This window comes from Arenibacter certesii DSM 19833 (assembly GCF_000429545.1).
Lineage (GTDB): Bacteria > Bacteroidota > Bacteroidia > Flavobacteriales > Flavobacteriaceae > Arenibacter > Arenibacter certesii.
On sequence record NZ_AUCB01000027.1, the window covers coordinates 25,837 to 50,143 of the forward strand.

Below are 24,307 nucleotides of genomic sequence, written 5' to 3' on the forward strand. Positions count from 1 at the left end.
TTTATTTTCTTAATTTCTGAAAACTTCGCATAAATCCAGTTTCCAATTTAGCCATTACGCTTCGGGCGTTTATTTCTAATTCATCCAGTTGCATCATTTCCTGTTCTACCAAATTACGTAGTTTTCCAAGCGGTGCATCTCCCATTGCATTCCTAACGGATACTGACACTTCACTTCCTGCCTTAATTAATATCCCATTGTCCAAGGCAACGTATTTTATCCCTTCAGACTCCGTTTGGTACATTAAGATACCTGGCACTAATGCTGCTGTACAATCCAATCTTCGAGGTAAAATTCCGTATGCTCCCGCTGTTGTTTCAACTACAATTTTTTTAACGTTTTTAATATCTGCAAATACTTTATAGGGCAACAGAATTTTTAAATGCATTGTTGTCTCCATCGTTTAAGATTTAACTACTGTTCTCTCTTTAATTTCATCAATTGATCCTATCATATAAAAATCACTTTCTGGATAATCCATAAATTCATCATTTAAAATTCGTTCACATCCATCCAGTGCATCCTTAAGACTTACATTCTTCCCTTTATACTGTGTAAACTGTTCTGTAGTATAGAATGGTTGAGTAAGAAATCGCTCTAATCTACGAGAACGATTCACCGTACGCTGATCTTCAAGGGAAAGTTGTTCTAACCCCAACATGGCTATAATATCTTTCAGCTCCTCATAATGAGCTAAGGTTTGGCGAATATTTTGCGCAATAGTATAGTGTCTTTCTCCTATAACATTAGGCGCCGCCATCTTAGATCCAGAATTTAAAAGGTCTATTGCTGGATACATGCCCTCACTAGCTCTTTTCCTAGACAGTGTAATTGTAGCAGACAAATGTGAAAACGTATGTACAGCTGCTGGATCTGTTAAATCGTCTGCAGGTACATAAACCGCCTGTATTGATGTAATAGCCCCAGCTTTAGTATTGGCGATACGCTCCTGCAACTGAGATAATTCGGTGCTCATTGTTGGCTGATACCCAAGTCTAGAAGGCATCTGGCCCAACAATCCAGACACCTCCATTCCAGCTTGTATAAACCTAAAAACATTGTCTATCAACAATAACACGTCTTTATGCTCATCATCACGGAAATATTCTGCCATTGTTAATGCTGCATGGCCAACACGAAAACGCGCTCCTGGTAGTTCGTTCATTTGTCCGAATATCATTACCATTTCAGAAAGTACTCCTGCATCCTTCATATCATGATAAAGTTCCAATCCTTCTCTACTACGCTCCCCAATACCGCAAAACATACTAACCCCATTATGGTTTTTAACCATATTGTGAATTAGTTCGGTAAGCAAAACTGTTTTCCCCACTCCAGCCCCACCAAATAGTCCTGCTTTACCTCCCCGTTCTAAAGGCAGAAGCACATCTATGGCCTTTATACCAGTTTCAAAAACTTCAGAGGTAGTAGAACGCTCTGTCAATCGAGGGGGTGAATTGTGAATGCTGCGTCTTTCCATATTTTCTGGTAGAATGTAATTGTCAAGTGTGTTGCCAAAAACATCAAAAATATGGCCTAGAGTTTCCTTCCCCACAGGTACTGTTAAAGGGGCATAGGTAGCTATAGCTTTCATTCCTCTTTCTAGACCCTGTGTAGGATTCATAGCAATGCATCGTACTTTTTTATTGTTAAGCTGCATGTGCACCTCTAAAATAATCTCTAGACTTTTCCCTGATTTCACAACGGTATTGATTGGAGGGAGATTTGAATCAAAATAAACATCCACAACACTACCGCGAACCGCAATAATTTTTCCAGCTAAGGGAGCATCATCAACATTCTTTAAAACATCTACCATAAACCAATACTTGTATAAATTTTAAAAGAGTAAATATAGGAACACAGGAATCAACTAAGAATGACCAATATCATGTGAGGAGAAGAATAGTAAAATAATAAGTACAACAGTTTAGGCAACCAGAACGAAACACAATTAATTAAATATCAATGCCTTAAAACCTTAATAATTAAAAATTACTCTAAATCTAAAATATAATTTGTAGATTTGTTAACCATATGGTTAAACCTAATAGTTAAACTGAGAAGTTAATAAAATGAAAAAGCCAAAAAATCAAGATACTGAAGCGCTAATTTTGGAGTCGGCCAAAGAAGTGTTTCAGAAAAAAGGCATGGATGGCGCACGGATGCAGGAGATTGCGAATAAGGCGGGCATAAATAAAGCCATGCTCCATTATTATTATAGAAGTAAACAAATGCTATTTGAGGCGGTGTTTCATAATGCTTTCTCACTCCTTGCTCCAGAGCTCAACAAAGTTTTAAAGGACGACTCCAGCATAGAGGAAAAAGTGAGAAGTTTTACCCATAATTATATTTCCTTTATTATGAAGCACCCCTATTTACCCAATTTCATAATTCAGGAATTGAACCGAAATCCGATTTTTTTTGAAACACTACGGAAAAATGCCGCATTCCCTAGTTTAGAGAAATTTGAAAATCAAGTAGCCTACGAGGTGGAGCAAGGCATTCTAAAACCTATAGATGGGAAACAGCTATTTATTCATATTCTTTCCCTCAATGTATTCCCTTTTGTGGCATCTCCACTCATAAAAGGCCTTTTACATATAGAAGATAACGGATTTAAGGAATTAATGGAGGAAAGAAAAACAGCTGTTGCCGAATTCATTATTGCATCCATAAAGAAGTAGTACTATTTATGAATAATACAACAATAGCACAAGGAACACCTGAAAGGGATTAAACGATACTATTATGAAATGAGCATGACCGAAAACTCGTCGCCAGCCCGAAAGATGCATTCTGGCGGGCAAACACAAATGTAGACCTGCGAATCGCATCCGCCATAATTACGCAGTCGGGCAGGTATGACCGTTAAAAAACAACAAATATGTCCATATGAAAAGTCATCTATTACTCCTATTCATCTTTGCTTCTCTCTCTGCTTTTTCACAGCAGGTATTAACGTTAGAAGCTTGTTATGAGCTCGCGGAAAAAACATATCCTCTAGCCAAACAGAGTGTTCTGTTAGAGGCAAGGTCCAGAATGGAGGTAGGTGTAATTAATAAGGAGCGATTACCAAAATTAGATTTGAATGCCCAGGCAACCTACCAATCAGACGTAATCCATTTCCCAATCGCACTACCAAATATTAGTATAGCATCTCCCAACCAAGATCAGTACCGTGCTACCTTAGATGCCAATCAACTTATTTATCATGGTGGAAGTGTTGATGCGAATATCAATCTAAAGGAAGCAGAACTACAAACGAAACAACAGCAAGTAGAAGTCACTCTTTATGCTTTACGAACACGTATTAATCAGAGTTACTTCCGAGTGCTTTTCTATCAGGAACAAGCCAAACTCCTGACTTCAAAAATGCAGGAAGTAGAGACAAGACTAAAGGAAATTGAAGCCGGCGTAAAACACGGTGCAATACTAGCTTCTGCACAACAAGCCTTACGAGCAGAAAGCCTAAAATTGGAACAACAATTTTCTGAATTAAATTATGATCGTAAAAAAGCGTTGGCAAGTCTATCAGCCTTAGTCTCCAAGGATATGGACAATAACACTATTCTTCAAAGACCTAGTACCGACATTTTATCTGAAACTAATTCCGAGCGACCCGAACTGAAACTTTTCGATTTACAACAAAGTCAATTAGAAATCACAAAAGAGGTCATCTCCAAATCCAATTCCCCTCAATTAATTGGATTTGGACAAGTGGGATATGGAAATCCAGGCTTAAATATGCTAGACAACTCTTTTCAAGACTTCTATATGCTAGGAGTGAAAATGAAATGGAATGTTTTGGATTGGGGAAAATCGAAAGAAAAGAAACAAATAATAGCGATTTCAAAGGAAATCCTTACTACCGAGAAAGAAACTTTTGTAGTGAATAATTCTATTGAATTAGAGGAAGCCAAAAGCGATATAGCCAAGTTTGAAGAAATGCTACGAACAGATGATGAGATCATCCAATTGCGAGAGCAGGTTTTAAATGCTACGACCTCACAATTTAAGAATGGATCTATACCTTCTTCAGCATATATTACCGAATTAAACAATCTATACGAAGCAAAAATCACCCAGGAAATACATATAACGCAGCTAAGCTTAGCAAGAGTTAATTATAAGCTAGTTATAGGAAATTTATAATCAAGATACTGAGATGAAATCAATCAAATTACTTATTCCAATAAGCTTCATAGCGCTACTACTGTCGTGCTCTAATGACAAAAAAGCAGATGGTTATGGCAATTTTGAGGCTACAGAAATCACTATTTCATCGGAAGCCAATGGAAAACTTCAATTCCTAAACATAGAAGAAGGGCAACTAGTGGAAAAGGGTGCTGTATTAGGATTGGTAGATACCCTCCAACCCTATTTAAACAAACAGCAACTGCTGGCAACCAAAGCTACGGTAGCCTCTAAATCTGGTGGAGTATGGTCGCAAGTAGAAATGCTACAAGAAGAATTAAAGAACATAAAAATTGAACAGCAACGCGTACAAAACATGTTTGCTGACAATGCTGCCACCCAGCAGCAATTAGATCAAGCTAACAGTCGAGTAGACGTTTTGAAAAAGCAGATTAAAAATGTAGAGAGTAAAAATTCACCTATTATAAATGAAGGTAAAGCCATAGCCGCACAGGTGGCACTGGTTGAGGAGCAAATTACAAGGAGCAATATAATTAACCCAATTAATGGTACCGTCCTCGCCAAATATGCCGAGCCTGGAGAACTAGTTTCCTTTGGCAAACCCTTGTATAAGGTTGCCAATTTAAATCTCATGGAGTTGCGGGTCTATCTGAGTCAGACTCAACTATCAAATATTAAAATTGGTCAGCAGGTCACTGTAAAAGTCGACTCTGGAGATACAATGAAAGAGTATACGGGTAAAATAAGCTGGATATCCTCTTCGGCCGAATTCACTCCCAAGATTATTCAGACTAAAGAAGAGCGCGTCAATTTAGTGTATGCCATAAAAATTATAATCGAAAACGATGGAAGTCTAAAAATAGGAATGCCCGCTGAGATGTGGATCCATGGTCAGTAGATTCTCATTTATTCGATGAAAAGGAAAGCTGACCACAAATCATAAAACCTTCCCCTATGGCGAGAAATTTATAAACTCAAATTAAAATACGCATTATGAAGAAAACAATTTTAACAACAGTAATGATTACAGCACTATTTATTAACTGTAAGGATTCCCAGGACAAAAGTAATGTCTCTACAAACGTGGAAAGCACTGAAACTATTCATGAAAGCGTACACGAAGATGATAAAATGGTATTAAACAATTCTTGGGTAACCGAAATTCAACTAAATAGTGGTAACAAATGGGAAGCCAATATAGAAACCACGGAAGGAGTTGAGAATATGTTGGAATTGATTAAAGAAAACAATTACAAATCCGTGGGCGATTATCACCAACTAGCATCAAAATTAAATGATGAGAAAAACTACGTGGTAAAGGAATGTACTATGACAGGACCCTCACATGATAACCTACACGTTTTTCTGCATCCCCTTATTAAGAAAATTGATGCTTTAGGAAACGTAAATTCTGTTGAAAACGGGAAAGTAACCATAAAGAGTATAAAAGAAAACTTAGACGGGTATTACACTTACTTTAAATAAATAAAACTATGGATAAACATGAATTTAAGGTCAATTTAAAATGGGTAGAAGAGCGAAAAGGCGTACTTACTTCTCCTGAACTTTCGGCAGGTGAAAGTGCTACAGATAATAGTATTGAAGTGGCTACCCCACCGGAGTTCCCCAAGGGCATGCCCCATATTTGGTCGCCAGAACATTTATTTACAGCTTCTGTGAGCAGTTGCTTGCTAACTACTTTTTTGGCCATCGCCGAGAATTCCAAATTGGAGTTTACCTCCTTTGAATGCGAGGCGGTTGGAATCGTGGAAAAAGTAGGAAAAAAGCTATTGATGACGGAAATAATCCTAAAACCAAAACTGATAATCATACACGAAAAAGACAGGGATAGAGCTGAACGAGTTCTTCTAAAGTCTGAAGAGGCCTGCCTAATATCAAACTCAATAAATACCAAGGTTTCCATGGAAATAACTGTAGCTGTGGTCTAAGAATCTAGCCTGCTCAAGGTAATTAATGCCCATGACTGGAAAGAAAATATAAGACGCTGATAATACAATAAATACATAATTCAGGGCATTGGGTTTACCTGATGCCCTAAATATAAATCACAAATAATGGGTATTTCCTTAAGCAATATCGACAAGTCTTACAAGAAGCAAATTGCAGTACGGAACATTACTTTTGATGTAAATCCGGGGGAGTTATTTGGACTTATTGGGCCAGATGGCGCGGGAAAGACCACTATTTTTAGAATTTTAACCACACTTTTATTGCCAGATAATGGGAAGGCAACCGTAGCAGGATTGGATATAATTAAAGATTACAAAGCCATCCGAAATTCGGTAGGATATATGCCTGGGCGTTTTTCCCTCTATCAAGATCTTACTGTAGAAGAAAACCTCAACTTTTTCGCTACCATCTTCGGAACTACTATTGCCGAAAACTACGATTTAATCAAGGATATTTATGAGCAGATAGCCCCTTTTAAAGATCGCCGAGCAGGTAAACTATCGGGTGGGATGAAACAAAAACTCGCCCTTTCCTGTGCCCTTATCCATAAACCTAAGGTGCTTTTCTTGGATGAACCTACCACAGGAGTAGACCCCGTTTCTAGAAAGGAGTTTTGGGAGATGCTCAAAAGACTGCAAAAACGGGGAATTACCATCTTGGTATCTACGCCATACATGGATGAAGCGGCCCTATGTGACCGTATAGCCCTAATCCAAGATGGCGAGATATTAGCTATAGATATGCCCCAAGCTGTTGTAAATAAGTTTCCAAAAGACATTTACAACGTTAAGGCAGACAATATGTATAAGTTGATACAGACCTTACAACGCTATGAACATACCTATAGCGTATTTCCCTTTGGCGAGTTTGTACACTACACCGATAAAAGGGTCATTTTTAAAACGGCAGAATTACAACAACATTTAGAATCCTCTGGTCTCAATGGCATTACCATTGCCCCCACCCATGCCGATATTGAGGATGCATTTATGGAATTAGCGAAAAAATGAAAAACGAAAACGTCATAGAGGTAGAAAATTTAACCAAAGCATTTGGTGCTTTTAAAGCGGTGAATGCCATAAGTTTTGAAGTTAAAAAAGGAGAGATATTTGGTTTTTTGGGTGCCAATGGTGCAGGGAAAACAACCGCGATAAAAATGTTGATCGGAATTTCCCATCCCACTTCGGGCAAAGCGAAGGTGGTGGACTTCGATGTGTATACCCAACCCGAGGCTATTAAAAGAAATATCGGATATATGAGTCAGCGATTCGCACTCTATGATGACCTTACCGTACAAGAAAATATAAACTTTTTTGGAGGGATCTATGGTTTGTCACGTAAAGCCATTAGGCAGAAGAGTAAAGACTCGCTAGTAGAATTAGGCATGCATGAAATTTCGAGCAAATTGGTAGGTTCCCTGCCGTTGGGATGGAAACAAAAACTCTCCTTTTCAGTTGCGCTGCTTCACGAGCCAAAAATTGTTTTTTTGGATGAACCCACAGGTGGTGTAGACCCCATTACCCGACGGCAATTTTGGGAAATGATCTATAAAGCTGCAGACCAAGGCACCACCATTTTTGTCACCACACATTATATGGATGAAGCCGAGTATTGTGATAGAGTCTCCATCATGGTAGAAGGGAAAATAGAAGCATTGGATACACCAAAAAATCTAAAACAACAATTTAAAGTTGCTTCCATGAACGAGGTGTTTTTAAAATTGGCTAGGAATATTGAATAAGGAAAGATGATCTCACACAGATGAAACGATTTATAGGTTTTATAAGAAAAGAATTCTACCATATCTTTAGGGATAGGCGCTCGCTTTTTATCTTGTTTGGAATGCCAATTGCCCAGATATTGCTTTTCGGATTTGCCATAACCAATGAGATCAACAACGTAAATATTGCTATCCTGGATCATTCTAAAGATACTTCTACCCTAGAAATCATCAATAAAATTTCCAACTCCAAATACTTTAGTATTAAGCAGATAATTTCTCGGGAAGCGGAAATTGAAAGCGTTTTTCAAAAAGGAAAAATAAAAGCGGTCTTAAATTTTGAGAAAGACTTTGGTAGAAATCTCATCAAAAAAAAAAGCGCTCAAATTCAAATAATAACCGATGCCACCGATCCTAATACCGCCAATTCTATAACCAATTACATAAACGCCATCCTTCAAAATTATCTACAAGAAAAAAACAAGAGTATTCAATTAGACTATCAGATTATTCCGCAAACTCGCATGGTCTATAACCAAGAGCTAAAGAGCGTATTCCTGTTTGTTCCTGGAGTAATGACCATTATTTTAATGCTGGTTTCGGCAATGATGACTTCTATTTCTATCACTCGAGAAAAAGAATTGGGGACCATGGAGATTCTCCTGGTTTCTCCTTTAAAACCGTTCCAAGTGATTATAGGGAAAGTGGTCCCATATATATTCCTATCTATAATCAACGCAGCTGTCATTGTACTTTTAAGCATATTTATATTTAAAATGCCAGTGGAGGGTAGTTTAATTTTGTTAGGGGCAGAAAGTGTTTTGTTTATCATTACCTCCTTAGCACTTGGAATTTTGATTTCCACTATTTCAGACACGCAACAATCTGCTATGATGATTTCACTAATGGGGTTAATGCTTCCCGTAATACTTCTTTCGGGCTTTATTTTTCCCATTTCTAGTATGCCAGCACCACTACAAGTAATCAGTAATATTATTCCCGCCAAATGGTTTATCATCATCATTAAAGGTATTATGCTCAAGGGTGTTGGACTGGCATTTGTTTGGAAGGAAACTCTGATTCTGATAGGTATGACTGTTTTTTTTATTGCCGTAAGCGTCAAGAAATATAAAATTAGGCTGGACTAATGAGAACTATAGGCTATATCGTACAAAAGGAATTTAAACAGATCTTTAGAAATAAAGGGATGTTGCCAATTATTTTCATCTTGCCCATCCTTCAACTGGTCATTCTCTCCAATGCTGCTACCTATGAGGTGAAAAATATAAAATTCGCCTATATCGATGCTGATCGTACCTCCACTTCTCGTTCCCTAATCGAAAAATTTAATGCCTCCTCTTATTTTGATGTCTTAATGGACTTCCCATCCAATAAGATAGCGAATTTCGCTATGCTTGCTGGTGAAGTAGATGTGGTCTTGGAAATACCAATTCATTTTGAACGGAATTTGATAAAGGAAAAATCTGCTACACTTGGTATTAGCATCAATGCGATAGATGGCGCAGCAGCAGGATTAGAAAGTGTTTATATCAATCAAATAATTCAAGGCTATAATCGTGATATTCGGGTAAGCCTTATGGATACTTCCCATCGGAGTATTAAGCCAATAAATATTAGTAGTAGTCCTTCTTTTTGGTATAATACAAGCTTGGATTACAAAACTTTTATGGTGCCTGGTATTTTGGTGTTGTTGGTGACCATGATCACCCTCTTCCTGTCTGGGATGAATATAGTTAGGGAAAAGGAGATAGGTACGTTAGAGCAGATTAATGTAACCCCAATTAAAAAAAGTCAATTTATCATGGGAAAGCTATTTCCATTTTGGATTATTGGGATGGGTTTATTAACGATCGGCCTGATTTTAGCAAAATTAATTTTCAATACGCCCATGTTGGGCAACATTCCATTGCTCTATCTCTATACTTCTATTTACATTCTGGTGATATTGGGAATGGGATTACTAATTTCAAACTTTACCGATACCCAACAGCAGGCTATGTTTATTGCGTGGTTTTTTATAGTCATCTTTATTTTAATGAGTGGCCTATTTACCCCAATAGAAAGTATGCCCCAATGGGCACAAATTTTCACCGAAATTAATCCAATAAAATATTTTGTTGAAGTAATGCGGATGGTGCTTTTAAAAGGCGCTGGTCTTCAGGTTATACTACCCCAACTACTAAAAACTTTGGCTTATGCGTTAGTGATGAATGCGTTAGCCGTATGGAGTTATAAGAAAGTTAACTAATGGAAAAAGAAATCAAATATCACTTACAAAAAAGCGAATCCAAATTTTTAAAAGGACCGCGTTCTAGGTTTAAAGAATTGAGTTTTTCCTTTAAGGTTTTGTATCAATTTGTACGTGGATTTCGAAAGATGCACTTTATAGGTCCTTGTGTAACCGTTTACGGTTCTGCTAGATTCCGACCAGATTCGGATCACTATAAAAGTGCAGAAAAAATTGGGGCAGATCTCGCTAAGTTAGGGTTTTCCATTATGACTGGTGGTGGTCCCGGTATCATGGAAGCTGCAAATAAAGGAGCGTAGGAAAACGGTGGTAATTCGGTTGGAGTAAATATTATCTTGCCTTTCGAGCAAAAGCCCAACCCGTATTTGCATAAATGGATTGACATCCCGTATTTTTTTGTTCGGAAATATTTATTGATGAAATACTCCTACGCCTTTGTGATAATGCCTGGTGGTATGGGAACTTTGGACGAATTATTTGAGGCAGTTACTTTAATTCAAACCCGGATGATTGAAAATTTTCCGGTCGTTATTTTCGACAAGGAATACCACAAAGAATTAATTCAGCATATAGAATTAATGACAAAAAGCGAAAGCATAAGCCATGAAGATATGAAATTGATCTTTACGACAGATTCTGCGGAGGAGGTTGTAAATCATATAAAAGTCCATGCTATAGATAAATTCGATTTGGTAAAGAAAAAATAGGAACCGAAATGGTGGTATGGGGAAAACCGTAGAAGATTTTAAAGCCTAAGTCGTGAAGAAAAACCAGCTGTTTAGATACGTTACTGGTACTGCATTAATCATTTTTGCAATACTAACCCTGTTTATGAGTGGTTCGTTTATATTTGATTGGTATGGAATACGCAATCAACAAGGGGCCTACGTTCCATTTATAGTATGGACCAATTTCATTGCCGGATTTCTGTATCTATTAGCAGTCTATGGATTCTTTAAAGCAATGAACTGGACCTATTGGGTTTTGATCGGGATAACTATTCTTCTGATTTTTGCTGCTATTGCGTTGATGATTTATATAAACCAAGACGGTATTTTTGAAATTAAGACGATAGGTGCTATGAATTTTAGGATTATTCTTACCTTAGTTTTCTCAGTACTGGCCTATTATAAAATCAGAAAACATTAGCATAAAAATCATGGAAAACAATCCAATATATATTAAGAAATTTAATGGAGAGATTGAAGAATTTAAAATCGAAAAATTAAAAAACTCTCTAAGAAGAAGTAAGGCATCCGAGGCGGAAATAGATATGATTGTGGAGTATATTACCCCAACACTTTATGATGGCATGCCTTCCAAAGAAATATATAAAAGGGCTTTTTCCATATTAAAAAAACACAACCGCGTCTCCGCTTCCAAGTACAGTTTAAAGCGTGCCATATTGGATCTAGGACCAACAGGGTTTCCTTTTGAACGATTAATTGGTGCTTTGCTCCGTCAAAAAGGTTTTGAAACGGAGGTTAGTGTAATTCTGCAGGGGGAATGCGTTACCCATGAAGTGGATGTGCTAGCCGAAAAAGACGGTAACTCGTATGCAGTAGAATGCAAATTTCATTCAGATCCTAGAACCGTCAGCAATATCAGAGTTCCATTATATATAAATTCACGCTTTCTAGATATTCAAAATCGTTGGAATAAGGACCCTTTAAAAAAATCGCACCTCAAACAAGGCTGGTTGGTTACCAACACTCGATTTTCTTCAGATGCCATAGCTTATTCCAAATGTGTGGGACTGCAATTATTAAGTTGGGATTACCCAGAAAACAATGGAATAAAACACAACGTAGATCACTATGCACTTTATCCTATAACCACCTTAACTACGCTGTCTAAAAAAGAAAAACACCAACTTATTGAGAACGATATTATTTTAACCCTTGAGCTTTTTAATGCTCCTCTAGCACTGGAGAAAATTGGAATTTCATCCTTAAGAAAAAGAAAGGTTATGAACGAAATAAAGGATTTATGTGATCTGTAATTTTACAAACAACATAGTAAACAAATTAAGGTTTAAGCCATTTCTACCCTTATTTCTTTATTTGGGTGATTTTGCTCAAATCCACTAATCGAACAAGCTTTGATGGGAAAACCTATTCGCCATAACTCTCGTTGCGCCTCCTCAAAAACGACAGAAGTGGAATATAGAAAGTTGATGGTACTTGTTTCAATATTGACCTCAAGAACCCTGACATTCATAATCCGACTTAGATTTCGAATAATAATTTGTTTATCTGCATTGCAGTTTAAGTTTTCCAATTTAGCCCTAGCTTTCATACGTCTCAATTTTAATATTATACCATATTCTCGAGACCGCATTTACCCCTTTAATTTGATCCTGAGATCAACAAATTTAATCTACCCCTTTCTCTTTTGGAATGATATATATCACCTTAGCCTTTTTTGCTGAAAAATTCATCTTAAACCATTGGAGTCGCCTTTTTACTGATTTATTTTATAGATATTTCATCCATAAAGATCCATGCATCTCCTTTTCTCAAATGCCACTCTGGTAATGTTCCTCGATTCTTGGCAGTAATTTTAATATAGAAAACCGTTTGATTAGCAAAATTAGCCTCTATTTTTTTTATAATGGGTTCTCTCTCCTCTACGGTTTCTATGGCTCCGTTTAAAACAGTCTTATAGTCGTGTCCATCTTTCGAAATGGATATGGTGACATGTGTAGGAAGCATTACGGAAGTGGCCCCTATGTCCTGATAGTAATTAAGCCCTACGAAAGACAGTTCCTTGGCATCACCAAGATCTACCACTACTTCAAAATCTTTTTTCGGAATACCCTGCCAATTAGGATCGTCTCCACGGGCAGTGGCAAATTTATTATTTACAAGTGCCCTATCCCCTCCTCCACTATAGGTCTCGTCATAGGGATTGGTATAAGTTATTGTTGCCTGATCTCCAAAGCCAGTAGAGAACATTTTAATTAAGGGAAACCCAATAGCCTTACCATTCCTAAAAGATTGAGCATTTAATTCAATAGTAGAAGCATATTCAATTGGCGCTGAATACAGTTTGGATTCCATTGATGGCTCGGAACCATCCAAGGTGTATCTAATGTCGTATAGATCTAGTTCGTTAAACAGACTAAGGCTAAATACCTTATTCCCCTTATTATAACTTACCTCATAGTTGGGAGATATGGCACTCCCAGCAAAATTATAGCCCAAGTCTTGAAATCTATCTAACTGAAAATCTAATTTTTCTTTAAAATATTCCTTTTCCTTATGATCAGATTTTGTCCAAAGTGCTTCGGAAAGGGCGGTGAGTCTAGGCAGCATCATATATTGAACATGGTTTAAGGTTTCTATCTGCTCTGTCCATAGATTGGCTTGTCCGCCTAAAATATGGTGCCTTTTATCTGCCTCAATAGCTGTGGGAATAGGATCAAAGTTGTACACTTTTAATAGGTTATTATAACCGCCCCAGGAGGGAGGTTCAAATTCACTTTTACCTTGACTATGATCAAAATATAAAGGGTCTCCCGGTGACATTACTACATCATGTCCGGCATTAGCTGCTTCTATTCCGCCTACAACCCCTCTCCAAGACATCACCGTGGCTCGTTCTGGCAAGCCTCCTTCTAGAATCTCATCCCATCCAATAAGCTTCCTATTTTTAGAATGTATAAACTTTTCCATTCTTTTTACAAAATAGCTTTGCAGTTCTTCTCCATTTTGCAAGTTTTCCTCTTGCATTCTTATTTTGCATTTATCACAATTTAACCATGAATCCTTTCCCACTTCATCCCCACCAATATGCAGATATTCATTAGGAAACAATTCTACTACCTCACTAATTATATTTTCTAAAAATTGAAAGGTTCCATCGTTACCAGCGCAATACACACCAGTAATATCTTTGGTATCACAAGAGAATTCTGGGTAACATTGTAAAGCGGCTTCCGAATGCCCTGGCATTTCTATTTCAGGAATCACATCTATATACCGGTCCTTTGCATAGGCTACTATCTCCCTAATATCCTCCTTGGTATAGTAACCTCCATACACTTCCTCATCTGCATTTTCTTCAGTCACTTCAAAATCTTCCCATGGTTTCTTGTTTTCTTTTACTTTACGCCATGCCCCTTTTTTGGTGAGCTCTGGGTAAGCATCAATTTGAATTCTCCATCCTATCCCATCTACCAAATGCCAGTGAAATTTATTCATCTTATGCATTGCTAGTACATCTATCACTTTTTTTACAGCATCTTTAGGCATAAAATGACGAGATACATCCAACATCATTCCTCTCCATCCAAATTCTGGGGCATCTCTAATGGTTACGTAGTTTAGGACAGGTTCTTTTACGGCTGATTTTGGCGTTAGTAGTTGCTTTAACGACTGAATACCATAAAACAAGCCTTGGTAAGTGCCTCCTTTAATCGTCACCCCTGTTTTATCGATAGTCAGGCCATAAGCTCCTTCTGGTTCATCCTCATCAGAAAGGATCAATTGAATGGCATTATCCTGATTCTCAGAGGTTGCCTTAAGGTCTAAATTAAAATTGGCTCTTAAAAATGATTGCAATTCGGCTGTTAGCTTTTTACCCTCAAACGTACTATCAACGACAATTATAGTGCTTTTATTCATTTCAAAAGAACCTTTTTGATAGGTGATTTCATTAGGTTGTGGAATTATTCCTGTAAAAATGGGTTCTTTTTTTTTGCAGGAGGTGATAATTAAAATAAGAAGAAAAGGGAGTAATTTAAATACTTTCATCATTAGACCTAAATTATGTATTCGATAAAAATAATCAATTCCTTCAGGGTAGTATATTGGTTGTCTAACAAACGGGAATATACTCTAAACTTTCCCTAATAATCTTCCTGACCAATATCATAGTATCTAATTTAAATACAGGTTATTATTGGTTCTTATTATAGATAAAAAATGGATTGCATACGTATTTTACTCCCAACTGATTTTTCGGTGAATGCCTTGAATGCTATAAAATATGCTTTAGACCTTTATTCTAAGCAAAAATGTGAGTTTTACCTACTTCACACTTATGAGGTGGATGGTTATGCCCTTAGTGGAGCAACCAAGGTTGTAAAACCCAAACAGTTCTTGTACGAAACGGCAAAAAAAGAAGCCGAAGCGCTTTTTAGAAAACTAATGAAGGTTGTCCAATTACATTCCTATAATTACGATCATAGCTTCCATTCCATTATTACTTACGACACTCTAATTAACGCTACAAAGGATATTATAACCAAGAATAACATAGATATTGTAGTAATGGGTACAAAAGGAATTACTGGGTCTAGATTGGTAGTTTATGGCACCAATACCATTAGTCTTATGGAACATATTAGTGAATGTCCAATACTCGCAATTCCTGAAAACCAGAAATTTATCCTTCCAAGGGAAATCGTTTTTCCAACAGACTATACTATTTCTCATAAACCCGTAGAATTAAGGCACCTAATTAGCATCGCGAAGATGCACCATGCTATAATTCAGGTTCTGCATATTGTTACGAAGTCTGAAAAACTTCATAAAACACAACAGGCTAACAAAGCCCTTTTAACAACACTGTTTAAAGACATTGAATTTAGTTTTCACGAATTAGCAGGATCCTCAATTCACGAAGAAATCAATGCCTTTATTGATGGTCGTGATACGAATATGATTGCCTTTATTAACCCTAAACATAACTTCTTTAGTATGATGTTTTCTAGACCTTTAGTAAAGGAATTAGGATATTACTCCCGGATTCCGCTACTTGCTTTAAAAATTAAAAACTGAAAATAGGTAATTGACTATTTTGAAATACCTTCCCAAACTTTTGTGTTGGGGGATTTTTATTAACATCACTATTAAAAATTATACTTATGAAATGAGCCATAACAATTAAGTTGATACCAACCGAAATGTTTAATGGCGAATTACATCTGACCGATAAGAAACAATAAAAATTAAACAGATGAAAGATAACAACGAAGCATTTAGCACTGCACCAAAAATTGAAAAATTACATTGGCACATACAACATTGGAAATCAGACCTTCAGTTTATGGAGAACGAAACAAGTTTTATTCACCAATTGTTAAACTCCGATATTTTTAAGCCCAATACTCCTAATTTATTTGAAAGAATACAGAAATATTTAACGAGATTAGGAGAGTTTGAAGCTCGTAAATCAAAGCTAAGACAACTGATTTCGAAACACGAAAATCATCTTGGGGGTTTAGCACAGTTCAGAAAAGAAACCTTTGATGCTACGTTTTATCACAAACACGACGATCTGGAAATGGAAGTATTGGATTGTACAGATGATTTTAAAACCCTAAAGGCCGAGATTTATAACTATGTGAGCGGCACTATTAAAAAAGCTTAGTGTGCATATAGTACATATAGCAAGAAAGCATATACTCCTCTTTGAAGAAAAGTGGTAGGATAGGTACTGTTATAGAATCAACATAAAACCATTCCAAAGTAAGTTAATTTTCGACTTGGTTAGAGGTACTATTTTTAATTATTCCGTAGATTTAGACCTAAATTAATGGTTGGCATCTACAAAATCCCCAGCCTTTAAAGCAGGGCAACCATATTTATTCCGTAATTAAACCTAATCCAATATCAATTCAAATAAATTAAAATGAATAAAAGGAGTATAGCGTTTTCATTGAGTTTGTTATTTCTAGTTCCAATTCTTTTAATAGCACAACCTTCCAACATTAGTGTTATTCCGCAACCCAATGTCGTAGAACTTAAGAACGGAGTTTATTCTTTTGGAGAGGAGCTTCAGGTTTCTGGGGATAATACAACACTTAATCATTTATTAAGATATACTTCTAACATGTTAGAAGCGGATTTTAATTGGAAATCAGTAATAAGTACTGATAAGAGGAAATCAGATTTAAAATTACAGCTCAGCAAAAAAGCAAATCCAACCGATGGCGCTTACAGCTTAACGGTAGACAAAAAAGGGATCCTTATCTCTTCTGCCAATGAACAAGGATTGTTTTACGGTTTGCAGACACTTCGCCAACTTCTTGTACAAAAAGAAGGGAAGAGGGAATTAGAATATATCAATATCATAGATGTACCCCGCTTTGGATGGAGGGCTTTTATGTTGGATGAAGGACGTTACTTTCAAGGAAAAGAACAGGTTAAGAAGCTACTAAACGAGATGGCCAGATTAAAAATGAACGTTTTCCACTGGCATTTGGTAGATGATCAAGGATGGCGAATAGAGATTAAAAAATACCCGTTATTGACCCAAGTGGGATCCAAAAGATTAAGCACCCAAGTGGGTCCTAGAAAATGGAATAGCCCAATACAGTCTGGTGTACCTCATGAGGGCTTTTACACCCAAGAAGATATAAAAGAGATTCTGACCTACGCCAAAGAGCGATACATAACAGTAGTGCCAGAGATAGAAATGCCCGGACATTCTTCCGCTGCAATAGCAGCCTACCCATGGCTAGGTTCCTCTGGCAAACAAATAGAAGTCCCAATAAATTTTGGGGTAAGTAAGGATATTTTTAACGTGGTAGATCCTAAGGTCTTCTCATTTCTTACCGATGTCTTAGACGAGGTAATGGCCTTATTCCCTTCCGAAGTAATTCACATAGGTGGGGATGAAGCAAAATACGATCACTGGGAGAATTCCGAGCAGATCAGGAAATATATGAAAGAGAATAACCTAAAAACCTTCGCCGACCTACAGGTAGATTTCACCAATAGGATTTCTAACTACATTGAAAGTAAAGGAAGAAAAATGATGGGGTGGAACGAGATTCTAGGGACTAATGTTCATGAATATCAAGCTGAAAAGGATAGTGAAGCAGAAACCGAACTTTCCAAATCTGCTGTAATTCATTTCTGGAGAGGAGATATTAAACTTATGACAGAAGCAGCCAAAGAAGGTTATAATATTGTGAATTCGCTGCATACGGAGACGTATCTAGATTATTCTTATGGAGATATCCCATTAAATAGGGCCTATAATTTTAATCCCATTCCTAACGATTTAGACGCTAAATATCACAATAGGATAATTGGAACTGGAAGTCAGATGTGGGGAGAATGGATACCCACTAGCGGATATATGGATTTTATGACCTTTCCACGAATAGCTGCCTATGCGGAAGCAGGTTGGACCCATCCTCAGCAGAAAGATTTTGATCGTTTCCTAAATGCCCTTCCCAACCTATTGGAAATCTGGAAAAACAATGGTATTTATTACGCTCCGTTAGAAGAGGCAATGCCTAAATAACATGTTTGAATGTAGCTGGACTTTTGGTAGTCTACTGATTTATTCTTCCTCTGAACCAAGGATACTAAAAACCGCCAAAAATGGCGGTTTTCTACTTTTATAAATTATCGATCTTGGTTGGCCCCCTATTTTGGAAGGCAATTATAAGACGTATCCCAACAGATAATAGAGGATTATAAAAACAACAATAGTTCCTATACACCCACATTTACCTCCTCCTATTTTCTTTGCACCCCATCCGGCCAACAATGCTTTTATAATATTTTTCATGATTATGTTGATTATTTTTTATTCGTAATACAATTAAAAATTATTTTCCTCCAAGTTCAGCTCCAATATCAATTTTTGGGCTATATCGTTTATATCTTCTGCCTGCGACTGCAAAATTGCATTGGTGGCGTCAGGAATATTTTCATAATTTAATACCTCCTGATACTTTCTTATGAGATCTTGCTCCCGCTGTAATATTAGTCGGTCCACTTCAATAGAGGTTAGGCCTGTGCTATTCACTTTTTCAGCTACATTGTCAAAAATACAAGCTCCTTCTTTTTTCCGTTTGAACACCCCTCCCTCCTTCACGGCTATAATCTCGTCACTTAATATTTGTTCAAAATCCAGTCGCTGCTCAGCTTGCTCTTTAAAAAATTGACGTTTAAGCGGAATATCTTCCGTCAGTGATAATTTACTATAAGCTTCCTTTGAAGAAATTACCTCACAAAGCAGATCATCAAGTCTTGTTATCCAAATTCCTCTATCCGTTTCCATTATATATCGATTAAAAGATTACTATTCCTATTGGTGTTACAAGCTTCTTTATTAACCATTGGTGGTAAATCCTGGGTAACACGTCATACCACCATCTACAAAGATGGTTGTACCATTTATATACTCAGATTCATCGGAAGCCAACCAGCTGGCAACACTCCCAATATCCTCGGGAATCCCAATCCTTTTATAGGGAATAAGCTTTAACATTCCCTCTGCGCCTTCTTTAGTGCTCCAAACGTCTTTGTTGATCTCTGTTTTTATGGCTCCTGGGGCAATACTGTTACAGCGTATTTTATCTGGTCCATATTCTTGGCAGATGCTCTCCATCAACATCAACAACCCTCCTTTAGAGGCAGCATAATTAGCATGGCCTGCCCAAGGGATAACTTCATGTACAGAACTCATATGTATAATCTTACCCAGGGATTTGGAAACACCTTTTCTCATTCCCCTTCTTTTAAATTCGATTATGGATTCCTTGGCACATAAAAATTGTCCTGTTAAATTAACATCCAACACTTTTTGCCAGTCTTTTAAGGGCATTTCATGTAATGGATGATCTATTTGGATTCCGGCATTCGCCACGCAAACTTCTACTGTACCGAAATGAGCGATCGTTTTTTTAAACATGGCTTTCACCTCACTCTCTTTACTAACATCACATTTAAAAACAATAGCTTGTCCGCAATCGGAATTCTCACTTATCCAATGTGCCAATTCTTCGGCTTCCTTTTTACCAGAGTTATAATTTACTACAATATTACCGCCTTCCATGCCCATAGATTTGGCAACTGCCTTACCTATGCCAGAGCTAGCGCCTGTTATAATACAGGTTTGATTTTCCAATCTTCTATTTGGTTTTTGCATGTTTTTGCTTTATATAAATTTACAGAATTTCTAATTACAAAGGGGCTAATATTGCCTTAAAGGAAAAGTTTAAACGGATTGCGTTAAAATTTTAACCAACCATAAGCAAATCTATTATCAGCCCATTAAAACCCTTTAATGTAGATTAGCAATTCGGGGTAGTATAGTAGGTGTTAGCCTGCACCATAGAATAAAAATACCCCGCCACAAGACAGGGTATATAAAATTCAGGTATATGTTGATTACTTTAAAGGAACATAGGCTAGTCTTTGTCCACCTACAGATAAATCTGCCATAAGCCCTTTTTTAGGAATTACAAATACTACCACTCCATCATTATAATTTGCGTTGGCAGCAACTCCTTCTTCTAAGGCTATCGCTTTTGCCTCGGCAGAAAACTCATATTTACCTTGTTTAAAATGATTTAATGCGTCTTCGGTTTCAAAAAAGATAATTTCTGTAAAGGTTTGTCCACCTGCTTGAAGGCCCACATCCAATTTTTTAAGGTCGGCCATTCCAACCAATATACCATTCTCATAAACTGCACCATTTCCAGAAGCACCTCCTACAATAAAGGCACCCTCCCCAACATTAGGGAATATTACGTAGCCAGATGCATTATTAAAGAAAAGATCTAACCCTGCATCCATGTTTTCGGCATTCATTTTTGCTTCTTCTGCTGCGTTAATTATTTTTTGATTTTTATCATCCTGAGCAAAAGAAGTAAAGGTTACCAATAGGACAACCATAGTAGTTACACATTTTAAAGTTTTCATACAGTATATTTTTAGTTTAACATTTATTTTTAAAAGCTCTTCCGAAGCGGGTGTTCTCAATCCTCTTAGGAAAACTCTCCTGAATGTCAAATTTAAAATACTGTCTACAAGCACATTAACCCTAATCATAAAAGTTTTAGTGTGTTTGGTAATTATACTCGCGAAAAATTAAACCGAATCTATTTTCAAAAGGAAGACGAATTGGTACAGTCTAACTCCAAATCAATCAACTTGGGAAAATTATCGTAATAGCAATAAGAAAATCCGCTTTTAAAGCATTAAAAAAAATAAAAATTACGTAATCTTGCTTTCCACTTTATTAAATTAAAACAAATAAATATGGCGTCAGGTTTTTTTGCATTGCTGGATGATATTGCAGCTCTAATGGATGATGTAGCAGCAATGAGTAAAATTGCAGGTAAGAAAACTGCTGGTATTCTAGGGGATGATCTTGCTGTAAATGCCGAAAAAGCCTCTGGATTTGTTTCCTCTCGTGAATTACCGGTTTTATGGGCCATTACCAAGGGGTCCATGCTCAATAAATTAATAATTTTACCAGTTGCCTTTGCTCTTAGTGCATTTTTGCCCGTCGCGGTTACAATAATTCTATTGCTGGGTGGACTATATTTAGCCTATGAGGGAGCAGAAAAAGTTCATGAGTTTCTATTTCATCGCAATCATGGGGCAAAAGAAGTGGTGCATGAGGAGCTTACAAAAGCGCAGATATTAGCTCAAGAAAAGGATAAGATTAAATCAGCTGTCATTACTGATTTTATTCTTTCGGTTGAAATAGTGATTATTGCTTTGGGAACTGTGGTGAGTCAGCCGATTACGATCCAGATAATAGTAGTATCAATTATTGCCCTTATCGCAACGGTAGGCGTATACGGCATTGTAGCCCTTATCGTTAGAATGGACGATTTTGGCTTTAAATTAATTGATCTCAATGAAGAGGATGATAGTATTTCTGATAAAATAGGTCGGTTTTTGGTAAACGCTCTCCCGGTTGTAATTAGAAGTCTGTCCGTAATAGGAACTATTGCCTTGCTATTGGTAGCTGGGGGGATTTTTATGCATAACCTGGAATTCCTTCACCATTGGTTTACAGGTATTCCATCCATTATTAGTGAATTTATAGTAGGGTTGATAGTTGGAGTTATTTGTTTATTAATCGTATTACTAGTAAAAAGGGTAATAAAGCGATAAGGAATTAATGGCTAGAATAGTAAACCCTAATGACATAAATAAGGCCTAAGATCCTATGTACACTGATTGTTAAATTTTGTAATGGGGTAATTATGGTATTAAAAGCATTTGAAATTTACTTTTTATACTCTTGTCCCTTATCAATATTGCGGTTCGATATTTTAAATATGATCCGTAAAATCTCTTTTTTCAATTGATTTTCATCGATGGGTTTATTGATGATATATTCTGGATTCGCTTTTTGAGCTCTTTCTAAAGTAGTTTGGTCCGAATTTCCGGTGATAAAAACAATGGAAATACCGTATTTTTCATTGATCAACTCAGCAATTTCTATCCCGTTTCGTTCTCCATTTAATCCAATATCTAAAAGGACAAGATCTGGAACTTCCTCCTCCATAATTGCTAACGCCTCTTCACCATTATTAGCTGTTGTAATAGCTACATTCTCAATCTCATCAATGGTACATTCCAAAAACATTTGGATAACCATGTTATCCTCAACAATTAGTATTTTTGTCAACATAGTCTACAAAATTTCTTCTATTTCTTGAAATGTAATTATATAGTGAGTTCCAGGTTTTGATGAATCTTTTTCAATGTCTCCTTTAATCTGGACAACTAGTTTATGTATTAATTTTAACCCAAGGGATTTCGTATTTTTAAATTCCACCTCCTCCGGAAACCCAATACCATCATCGCCTATTTTAAGAATGTAATTTGGATATTTTAATTTTTCGATCTCTATATAAATATTACCTTCTGCTCCATTAACAATGCCATACTTTAATGAATTGGTAACTATTTCATTGATTATAAGACCCAAGGGAACAGAAGTATCCAAATTGAGATAAAGCTCATCAGCGTTAACGTTTAGATGTATGTTGGAATCCCCCCCTTTCATAGAAGCAATAAGATTGGTCACTAATCGTATTAAATATTCCCCATAATCTATTTTTGTTAAATCATCGGATTGGTATAGCATTTCATGAATTATAGACATGGAATTTATCCTATACTGTCCATATCTAAAAAGCCCCTTTGTCTTCTCGTCCTTTATAAAACTCGACTGCAAGCTTAATAAACCAGTAATAACCTGAAGATTATTTTTTACCCTATGATGAATTTCTTTAAGTAGCAGATCCCTTTCTCTAATCCGGATTTCCACCTTCTTATTTAAAACATATATAGCGGAATTCTTTCTGTACAAGCTATAGATTATGAAAAGAAATAAAACCACCCCAGTATTCAACAAGAAGGCATATAAAAAGGTCCTATTCTTATAGTCCTTCACTTTTTTGTCAATAAGCTCATTATTGATTTTAGTATAAAGTGTAAAAAGGGTTTTACCTTCTAAATTTACTGCACGATATGAATATATTGGATTCTCATTTCGATTTTTTTGAAGTAATTCCTCTTCAGAAATAGAGTACAATTCCCCGTAACCAACAGGTAAATCCTTTCTATTATCGGTTAGCAATCCAACATGTTGACGTTTAAAATGAGTAAGCCAATTTTGAGCTTTTAAATTCAATCCTACAATTCCCCTTAGTTCATCGTTAAGAAATAAGGGCGTAAAAAATCGAATGGTTGGCCTATACGGAATTTCTATTTCACCATGCTCCATATTAAGATCCAAATTAGAAACATATAAATCTCCCTGCTTTAGTCTTATGGACTCTTTAAAAAAATAGCGATTTCCTTTATACTGAATGATATCTGCATCCGATATTTTATTATCCTCAACACGAATTATTTCCATCCCCAAAGGATCTATAAATCGGGCTAAGAAATAATTGTCATCGGTCTTTAGAAACATACCTAGTTTTTCTTTAATTAATTCAATAGAAAGATCTGATTCTAGATCTAATTTGATAAGGTCCCTAATAAAAAACACATGTTTTTTACTAAAATCATATAAATTTTCTAATTGATAATTGGCAGTGGAAAGACGGTTAGCAGCTTTAATATTTTCTACCAGCTCTACATTACTCTGGTACACATCAACTCTTTGATAAGATATTCTCCAAATGGTAGCTGTTGTTACTACGAATAACGCTAAGGATATAAATACGAGTCTTTTTTCCATTATTTCATTAGCCTAATTTAAAATTTAATTTTAAAAATAATGGGGTTTTTCTAGACCGAATTACCATTTTTTGCGTTGTACAATGCCTTTTAAATTAAACAACTTGAACGCTATTAACCCTAATGTAAAACATAGAAATTTTATACTTACTCTATATCATTCTCAAGTATTAAACATGCATTCTACCGTCGGGCTTTAATGTAATCTGTTCATTACAGTGATCC

The 24,307-nt window shown here is 36.4% G+C and carries 26 protein-coding genes and 1 pseudogene; 17 read left to right on the forward strand and 10 right to left on the reverse strand.

What is annotated here, in order from left to right:
- Position 1 precedes the first annotated feature (1 nt).
- Entirely contained in the window at positions 2–400 is a 399-nt protein-coding gene (locus G466_RS0113480) for a F0F1 ATP synthase subunit epsilon (protein WP_229797212.1), read from the reverse strand.
- 3 nt (positions 401–403) lie between these two features.
- Positions 404–1,819 carry a F0F1 ATP synthase subunit beta gene (gene atpD / locus G466_RS0113485; protein ID WP_026814149.1) on the reverse strand — a complete coding sequence of 472 codons (1,416 nt, stop codon included), beginning with the start codon at positions 1,817–1,819 and terminating at the stop codon, positions 404–406.
- Between the two features lie 256 nt (positions 1,820–2,075).
- Here atpD and G466_RS0113490 point away from each other — a divergent pair, with 256 nt between their 5' ends.
- The 13 genes and pseudogenes from G466_RS0113490 (at position 2,076) to G466_RS0113545 (ending at position 12,120) form a co-directional block, all read left to right on the forward strand.
- Positions 2,076–2,687: a TetR/AcrR family transcriptional regulator gene (locus G466_RS0113490; RefSeq protein WP_026814150.1), complete on the forward strand. Its 612-nt coding sequence runs from the start codon at positions 2,076–2,078 to the stop codon at positions 2,685–2,687.
- 208 nt (positions 2,688–2,895) lie between these two features.
- Positions 2,896–4,155 carry a TolC family protein gene (locus G466_RS0113495; protein ID WP_026814151.1) on the forward strand — a complete coding sequence of 420 codons (1,260 nt, stop codon included), beginning with the start codon at positions 2,896–2,898 and terminating at the stop codon, positions 4,153–4,155.
- A gap of 13 nt (positions 4,156–4,168) precedes the next feature.
- Complete coding sequence (locus tag G466_RS0113500) at positions 4,169–5,056, forward strand: HlyD family secretion protein (protein WP_026814152.1); 888 nt, start codon at positions 4,169–4,171, stop codon at positions 5,054–5,056.
- Positions 5,057–5,151: 95 nt separating this feature from the next.
- Complete coding sequence (locus G466_RS0113505) at positions 5,152–5,643, forward strand: hypothetical protein (protein WP_026814153.1); 492 nt, start codon at positions 5,152–5,154, stop codon at positions 5,641–5,643.
- An 8-nt stretch (positions 5,644–5,651) separates the two neighbouring features.
- Positions 5,652–6,107 (forward strand): OsmC family protein, encoded by a 456-nt coding sequence (locus G466_RS0113510; protein WP_026814154.1) that lies wholly within the window; start codon positions 5,652–5,654, stop codon positions 6,105–6,107.
- Positions 6,108–6,233: 126 nt separating this feature from the next.
- On the forward strand, positions 6,234–7,139 hold the full coding sequence (locus G466_RS0113515; RefSeq protein WP_026814155.1) for an ABC transporter ATP-binding protein: 906 nt from the start codon (positions 6,234–6,236) through the stop codon (positions 7,137–7,139).
- Entirely contained in the window at positions 7,136–7,870 is a 735-nt protein-coding gene (locus tag G466_RS0113520; protein WP_026814156.1) for an ABC transporter ATP-binding protein, read from the forward strand. The genes G466_RS0113515 and G466_RS0113520 overlap by 4 nt, the downstream gene beginning before the upstream one ends.
- Before the next feature lie 20 nt (positions 7,871–7,890).
- Positions 7,891–8,997 (forward strand): ABC transporter permease, encoded by a 1,107-nt coding sequence (locus G466_RS0113525; protein ID WP_026814157.1) that lies wholly within the window; start codon positions 7,891–7,893, stop codon positions 8,995–8,997.
- Positions 8,997–10,118, forward strand: a complete 1,122-nt coding sequence (locus G466_RS0113530; RefSeq protein WP_026814158.1) for an ABC transporter permease — start codon at positions 8,997–8,999, stop codon at positions 10,116–10,118. The genes G466_RS0113525 and G466_RS0113530 overlap by 1 nt, the downstream gene beginning before the upstream one ends.
- Complete coding sequence (locus G466_RS24490) at positions 10,118–10,417, forward strand: LOG family protein (RefSeq protein WP_229797213.1); 300 nt, start codon at positions 10,118–10,120, stop codon at positions 10,415–10,417. Before G466_RS0113530 ends, G466_RS24490 begins: the two co-directional genes overlap by 1 nt.
- 12 nt (positions 10,418–10,429) lie before the next feature.
- Positions 10,430–10,825, forward strand: a pseudogene (locus G466_RS24495) (LOG family protein); the annotation flags it as partial.
- Positions 10,826–10,877: 52 nt separating this feature from the next.
- Entirely contained in the window at positions 10,878–11,267 is a 390-nt protein-coding gene (locus tag G466_RS0113540) for a hypothetical protein (RefSeq protein WP_026814159.1), read from the forward strand.
- 10 nt (positions 11,268–11,277) lie between these two features.
- On the forward strand, positions 11,278–12,120 hold the full coding sequence (locus G466_RS0113545; protein ID WP_026814160.1) for a restriction endonuclease: 843 nt from the start codon (positions 11,278–11,280) through the stop codon (positions 12,118–12,120).
- Positions 12,121–12,152: 32 nt separating this feature from the next.
- Here the strand turns inward: G466_RS0113545 and G466_RS0113550 are convergent, their stop codons facing one another.
- Positions 12,153–12,416, reverse strand: coding sequence for a hypothetical protein (locus G466_RS0113550; protein WP_157373888.1), 264 nt, complete (start codon positions 12,414–12,416; stop codon positions 12,153–12,155).
- 173 nt (positions 12,417–12,589) lie between these two features.
- Positions 12,590–14,878, reverse strand: a complete 2,289-nt coding sequence (locus G466_RS0113555) for a beta-N-acetylhexosaminidase (RefSeq protein WP_084418840.1) — start codon at positions 14,876–14,878, stop codon at positions 12,590–12,592.
- Between the two features lie 168 nt (positions 14,879–15,046).
- On the opposite strand from G466_RS0113555, the gene G466_RS0113560 reads away from it, so the two are divergent.
- The 3 genes from G466_RS0113560 (at position 15,047) to G466_RS0113570 (ending at position 18,380) form a co-directional block, all read left to right on the forward strand.
- Complete coding sequence (locus G466_RS0113560; protein WP_026814163.1) at positions 15,047–15,904, forward strand: universal stress protein; 858 nt, start codon at positions 15,047–15,049, stop codon at positions 15,902–15,904.
- Between the two features lie 178 nt (positions 15,905–16,082).
- Positions 16,083–16,496: a hypothetical protein gene (locus tag G466_RS22035; protein WP_051315665.1), complete on the forward strand. Its 414-nt coding sequence runs from the start codon at positions 16,083–16,085 to the stop codon at positions 16,494–16,496.
- Between the two features lie 261 nt (positions 16,497–16,757).
- Positions 16,758–18,380: a beta-N-acetylhexosaminidase gene (locus tag G466_RS0113570; RefSeq protein WP_026814164.1), complete on the forward strand. Its 1,623-nt coding sequence runs from the start codon at positions 16,758–16,760 to the stop codon at positions 18,378–18,380.
- A 141-nt stretch (positions 18,381–18,521) separates the two neighbouring features.
- Here the strand turns inward: G466_RS0113570 and G466_RS24610 are convergent, their stop codons facing one another.
- The 4 genes from G466_RS24610 to G466_RS0113590 all read right to left on the reverse strand — a co-directional run bounded on the left by G466_RS24610 (position 18,522) and on the right by G466_RS0113590 (position 20,791).
- On the reverse strand, positions 18,522–18,650 hold the full coding sequence (locus G466_RS24610; RefSeq protein ID WP_026814165.1) for a hypothetical protein: 129 nt from the start codon (positions 18,648–18,650) through the stop codon (positions 18,522–18,524).
- A 33-nt stretch (positions 18,651–18,683) separates the two neighbouring features.
- The gene (locus tag G466_RS0113580) at positions 18,684–19,145 is read right to left on the reverse strand and encodes a hypothetical protein (RefSeq protein WP_026814166.1); all 462 of its coding nucleotides are present in this window, start codon (positions 19,143–19,145) and stop codon (positions 18,684–18,686) included.
- Positions 19,146–19,196: 51 nt separating this feature from the next.
- Positions 19,197–20,015, reverse strand: coding sequence for a glucose 1-dehydrogenase (locus tag G466_RS0113585; protein WP_026814167.1), 819 nt, complete (start codon positions 20,013–20,015; stop codon positions 19,197–19,199).
- Positions 20,016–20,257: 242 nt separating this feature from the next.
- Entirely contained in the window at positions 20,258–20,791 is a 534-nt protein-coding gene (locus tag G466_RS0113590; RefSeq protein ID WP_026814168.1) for a lipid-binding SYLF domain-containing protein, read from the reverse strand.
- A 339-nt stretch (positions 20,792–21,130) separates the two neighbouring features.
- Here G466_RS0113590 and G466_RS0113595 point away from each other — a divergent pair, with 339 nt between their 5' ends.
- On the forward strand, positions 21,131–21,997 hold the full coding sequence (locus G466_RS0113595; RefSeq protein ID WP_026814169.1) for a DUF808 domain-containing protein: 867 nt from the start codon (positions 21,131–21,133) through the stop codon (positions 21,995–21,997).
- Positions 21,998–22,112: 115 nt separating this feature from the next.
- On the opposite strand, the gene G466_RS0113600 is transcribed toward G466_RS0113595, so the two are convergent.
- Together G466_RS0113600 and G466_RS23225 are read right to left on the reverse strand one after the other, a co-directional pair.
- Positions 22,113–22,520: a response regulator gene (locus G466_RS0113600; RefSeq protein ID WP_026814170.1), complete on the reverse strand. Its 408-nt coding sequence runs from the start codon at positions 22,518–22,520 to the stop codon at positions 22,113–22,115.
- 3 nt (positions 22,521–22,523) lie between these two features.
- Positions 22,524–24,083 (reverse strand): sensor histidine kinase, encoded by a 1,560-nt coding sequence (locus tag G466_RS23225; protein WP_051315666.1) that lies wholly within the window; start codon positions 24,081–24,083, stop codon positions 22,524–22,526.
- Between the last annotated feature and the right edge of the window lie 224 nt (positions 24,084–24,307).